The following is a 5,423-nucleotide window of genomic DNA, read 5'->3' as shown; positions in this document are numbered from 1 at the left end:
TTTTTCTTATTCTACGGGCGATACCCATCTGTTGTGTTATGCGGTAGGTGACAATCCTTATGGACCGTTTACCTATCAGGGGGTTATTTTGACGCCGGTAGTAGGATGGACTACTCACCATTCTATTGCGGAATATAAGGGTAAATGGTATCTTTTCCATCACGATTGTGTTCCTTCAGGTGGAAAGACCTGGCTTCGTAGTTTAAAAGTAGTTGAATTGGAATACGATGAAGAGGGTAAGATTCAGACCATAAAAGGAAGTGCGGATGAATAAAAAGTACTTGTTGGGTATATGTCTTTTGTCTTTCGGACTGACCTTGTTCGCGGAAGATGGAAGCAAACTCTGGTTGCGACAGACGTCTTGTGAAAAGGCGTCTGTCTGTTGTTCAATTTCTTCTCCTGCCATTACTATTGCTCGTGAGGAACTGACCTCTTTATGGCATGGTAAGGCGGTTGATTTGCAACTGTTTGCTGATGAAACTCATCGTAACTTGGGGAAGGAGGGCTATACCATTCGCACTTCCGGTGAAAAGATAGTGCTTGGCTCAACTTCCGAACAGGGCTTGCTTTATGCGGCCTATCATCTTTTGCGGCTACAGGCGGAAGGAGCCGATTGTACCCGTCTGGATATAGCGGAAAAACCAGCCTTTGATATACGCGTGTTGAATCATTGGGATAATTTGGATGGTACGATAGAGCGTGGCTATGCGGGTGAATCTTTGTGGCGTTGGGAGCAACTTCCTGATACTGTGTCGGTGCGCTATCAGGAGTATGCCCGGGCCAATGCTTCGGTTGGCATCAACGGAACAGTGCTTAACAACGTCAACGCTTCGGTGAAGATTCTTTCCAGCGAATACCTTGAAAAGGTACGTGTACTTGCGGATATTTTCCGGCCGTATGGAATAAAAGTCTATCTTTCGGTCAACTTCGCTTCTCCCATGCAGTTGGGAGGATTGTCTACAGCCGACCCGTTGAATGAGGAGGTGGCTGAGTGGTGGAAGAAGAAGGTACATGAGATTTACAGTCTTATTCCTGATTTTGGAGGTTTTCTGATCAAGGCCAATTCAGAAGGACAGCCTGGTCCGTGCGATTACGGGCGTACGCATGCCGAAGGAGCGAATATGATGGCAAAAGCCCTGAAACCTTACGGGGGAATCGTGATGTGGCGTGCGTTTGTGTACAGTCCGTCGGATGCAGACAGGGCCAAGCAGGCTTATCTGGAGTTTAAACCTTTGGATGGAAAGTTTTTAGATAATGTGATTGTGCAGGTGAAAAACGGTCCGATTGACTTCCAGCCGAGAGAACCTTACAGTCCGTTATTTGGCGCAATGGTACATACACCTTTGATGGTAGAGTTTCAGATTACCCAGGAATATTTGGGACATTCGAATCACCTGGCTTACCTGGCTACCATGTGGAAGGAATTTTATCGGTATGTGTCTCCTGCTTCTTTAAAAGGAGTGGCTGGAGTGGCCAATATAGGCGATGATACCAACTGGTGCGGACATGATTTTGCGCAGGCTAACTGGTATGCGTATGGCCGGCTGGCATGGAATCCTTCACTGTCTTCCGAGGAAATAGCAAAAGAGTGGCTGGTACAGACTTTTACGGGGAACCCTAAATTTGTGGAACCCATGACGCAAGTAATGATGGATAGTCGGGAAGCGGTGGTGGATTACATGATGCCATTAGGATTACATCATATTTTTGCCTGGAGTCATCATTATGGACCCGAACCCTGGTGTGAGGTACCGGGTGCCCGTGCCGATTGGTTGCCGTCGTATTATCATCAGGCAGACAAAAAAGGTTTGGGATTTGACCGGAGCCATTCAGGAAGTGATGCGGTTTCTCAGTATCCAGACTCGTTAGCTCACGTATTCAATTCGCAGGAGTTATGTCCGGAAGAATTTTTGTTGTGGTTTCATCATGTAGACTGGAATTATCAATTAAAGTCTGGACGTACCCTTTGGAATGAATTGTGTTATAAATATCAGCAAGGAGTTGATAAGGTGCGTGAGTTTCAAAGAGTGTGGAACCATATGAAACCGTATGTGGATGAAGAACGTTTTCAGGCTGTGGCTGAACGGTTGGATATTCAGGTGCACGATGCGGTGTGGTGGAAAGATGCTTGTCTGGAATATTTTCGTACCTATTCTCGTAAGAAGTACCCTGAAGGGATAGAGCCTCCCGTATTTAAATTGAAAGAACTGAAAAAGGTGAAACTGTCGATTAGTAATTATGAATGTCCTTCAGCCGATATGCTTCCACGAGAAAAATAGGTTTTTTTGAGTATGCTATTTGTCGCTGATTCTTAATTGGTTATCAAATTTTTTTTACAAGCTGGATTTCTATATAGAAAAACGCAAGGACGTTTGAATTCAAATGTCCTTGCGTTTTGTTTTAAATGCACTTGCGTTTTGTTTTAAATGCACTTGCGTTTTGATTGAAACGCAAAGGCGTTTTGAGAGAAATGTACTTGCGTTTTAATTGAAACGTTTAAGCGTTTTTTTAGAATCTGCAACGGATGTCAATTCCCACCTGTACGGGACGTCCTTTTTGTGCAAATCCCCGGCCCATTGTTTCAAAGTAGAACGCCTGATAATCTTTGTTTAAGGCATTGTTTACCCAGAACCCGATTTGTCCGTTTCCTTTGTTCAGGCTGAGCCGACCGTTCAGCGTGCCGTAAAGTGCCTGACTGGCATTGTTCTGTTCTGTCCAGTAAATGCGGCCGGCAGCCCGATAGTTGGCATCCAGTGTGATGTTGTCCAGAATGCTATTCTTACGCAGCGGGAAGATATATTGTCCACCTACGGCAAATGTATGTTTAGGAACGAAAGGAACATAGTGCCCGTTGTAGTTTTCTGTTTCGCTTATCACATAATCAGTGAAGGTTGCATACGTATACCCGTAGTTTCCGTTCAAGCTAAATTTATCAGTAAGTTGTGCACGCAGACTGGCTTCAGCTCCTATGCTGCGGCTTTTTCCGGCATTTACTGTGATACGTCCTAATCCACTTTCAGCAAAGCGTGATAACTGCTGGTCACGAGTATCCATATAGAAAGCTGAAAGGTCGGCTTGTAACTTTTCGTTGAACAAGGTCAGGTGAGAACCGATTTCGTAGTTCCATGAATACTCTGGTTTGTAAAGTGTTGTTGCTTTTACGTCTTTTTGCTGGGTTTGTGCCATGCCGTTCAGCATTCCTGCAATCATTTGTTTCTGCTCATTGCTTAATGTGGGTACATTGTTGACTACTGGAATGGTTACATCGGCTACATTTTTCATCATGCTTGCTTGCATGGCATTTTGAAGCAGGTCAGAGAACATTTGGATGTTGTATCCACCGGAACGGTATCCTTTGGACACGCTGGCATAGATGTTGTTGCGTGAGTCAAAGTCGTATTGCAAAGCAAACTTAGGTAACAGCTGAATGTAGTTATGAGACAGTTTTCCATCATAGCTGTTGCTTACATTGAATTCTTGTGCCGGAATCATCGGTATTACTTTGTTGCCGGGAGTTAATGTACCGCTTAATGAATAGGTATGTGTAAACTGGCAGCCGCTATGATAATCTAGTTTTAAGCTTTCATAGTCCATGCGGAGACCAGCTGTGAAAGAAAGTCCTTCCAGTCCGAAAAGATTATTGAAAGTGGACTGATGGAAAATGGCACCATTTAAAATCGGGGTGCTGAATTTTCCCGGAATAGGAAGTTGTTCACCGTTGATGACATCGCTGAAGTTTAACTTCATGCTCATGGGAGCTGCCGAAATGGTAGGCATGTATTTATTGGCATTTGTGTTGATAGTAGAATTTAACCAGTTTACTCCATCTTTCTGGAAAGTGACAGGGGCTTCCGTATTCAGCCACTGATAGAATCCGCTTACTCCGGTAGTCCATTGCCAGCGACGTCCAGGTTTGGATTTCAGCACGATTTCTTCGCTGAGTGTCTTGGAGTTTTGTTTCTGTATCATAGTGTAAATATTCTGCTCTGTAAAGTCTTGGTCTAAATCCATGTGGTCGCGCAAGTATTGGAAGCCGGTTACGCTGCTGAGAATGAAATTATCAGCCTGGTATTCCAAGTTTACTCCGGTGTTCAGCAGGTTACGTTTGTAGCCACATGCATTGTCGTAAGAGATGCGGCCGATGTACTCTGCACGGTCTTCCTCTCCTTTGACTTTACCTGTGTATTCATACGGATAGCCGCCTTGGTTCGTATATTCGTAGTTTACGGTGAAGTCGAGTTTTAGATTTTCGGTTGGAAGGTAGATGGCACGTATGCGTCCGCCGAATTCATTATCCGTATCAATTCGTTTTCCGTTGAAGCTGTTTTTAAAGAAGCCTCCCTTGTGATCATAAAACAATCCGGCCGAAAAGGCAAACTGATCGGAAATACGATGGTAATGCGTGAGGGATGCATTGTAATTGTTGTAGGTGGCTGCTCCCAGGCGAAGGTCTGTTCCCTGATAGGTGAACGGAGACTTGGTGAACACACGGATAAGTCCTCCCATGGTATTACGTCCGTAGAGAGTGCCTTGAGGGCCTCGCATTACGTCTATACGTTCAATATCTGAATAGTTGAAATCGAATGCAGACTTATCGATAAAGGGAATATTGTCTACATAAAGTCCGACAGCCGGTGTATTGATGCGTGAACCGATACCTCGGATGTAGACCGAAGTAGTAAGTTTAGAACCATATTCTGGAATAAATAAGTTTGGCACCAGTGCAGACAAAGATTTTACAGAAGTCACTGAATTGTTGCGCATAGCACTTTGTGAAAATGACGTTGAAGAAGTGGCCTGTTGACGCAGACGGTTGTTCTCCTTTGGAGTAGCAATAACCACAACTTCTTCGATGTCAACCGCTTTTGTAGTATCTTTGGGCAAGGAATTTTCAGGTGATACCGGACCTGCCAAGGCGCTCTTTATAGAAACAGCCAGTAACGAAACAATAGCAATATTCTTTTTCATTATGTTGAAAGATATAGTTTAGTTAACGGCTGCAAAGTAACGTCAATTTGTCAGGATAGTCAATCCTAATAAATGAGGATTTTATAATTATATACTGTCAGCTTCTATGTATCCGTGCATGACCGCATAAATGGCTAGGGCGGATACGGATTTAATGCCTAATTTTTCCGTAATGTTTTTCCTGTGTGAAATTACTGTAGTCAGACTGATGTGAAGTTTGTCTGCTATTTCTTTATTGATTAGTCCTTTGGTCACAAGTCTGAGTACTTCGATTTCCCGTGCGCTCAATTCATGTTCCAAGTCTGCGGCAGGAGGGGGGACGGGGTGATGCGTCAGTTCGTGTCCTTGTTTTCGGGTTTGCATGATGGTTTTTACCAGTTGTTCTTGCGGAAGTAGAATGTTCAGGCTTGGAATTCCCGTCAGCAGGGGAGGTTCTCCAGCTGAGAGCACAATGC

The 5,423-nt window shown here is 44.2% G+C and carries 3 protein-coding genes and 1 pseudogene; 2 read left to right on the top strand and 2 right to left on the bottom strand.

Going from position 1 to position 5,423, the window contains the following annotated elements; translation table 11 throughout:
- Nucleotides 1-274 (top strand): annotated as a pseudogene (locus ACMJ0U_RS06645) (alpha-N-arabinofuranosidase); the annotation flags it as partial.
- Entirely contained in the window at nt 267-2,279 is a 2,013-nt protein-coding gene (locus tag ACMJ0U_RS06640; protein WP_417129036.1) for an alpha-glucuronidase, read from the top strand. The pseudogene ACMJ0U_RS06645 and the gene ACMJ0U_RS06640, both read left to right, overlap by 8 nt.
- Nucleotides 2,280-2,508: 229 nt before the next feature.
- On the opposite strand, the gene ACMJ0U_RS06635 is transcribed toward ACMJ0U_RS06640, so the two are convergent.
- Both ACMJ0U_RS06635 and ACMJ0U_RS06630 read right to left on the bottom strand, forming a co-directional pair.
- The gene (locus tag ACMJ0U_RS06635) at nt 2,509-4,968 is read right to left on the bottom strand and encodes a TonB-dependent receptor (protein WP_417129034.1); all 2,460 of its coding nucleotides are present in this window, start codon (nt 4,966-4,968) and stop codon (nt 2,509-2,511) included.
- Between the two features lie 87 nt (nt 4,969-5,055).
- On the bottom strand, nt 5,056-5,423 hold a 368-nt coding region (locus ACMJ0U_RS06630), incomplete at its 5' end, for a response regulator transcription factor (RefSeq protein ID WP_417129032.1).

The sequence above is a fragment of the Phocaeicola sp. genome (assembly GCF_048170425.1).
In the GTDB taxonomy this organism is placed as follows: domain Bacteria; phylum Bacteroidota; class Bacteroidia; order Bacteroidales; family Bacteroidaceae; genus Phocaeicola.
Note: the sequence above shows the minus strand (reverse complement) of the source record. Positions and strands in the feature narration are given on the sequence as shown.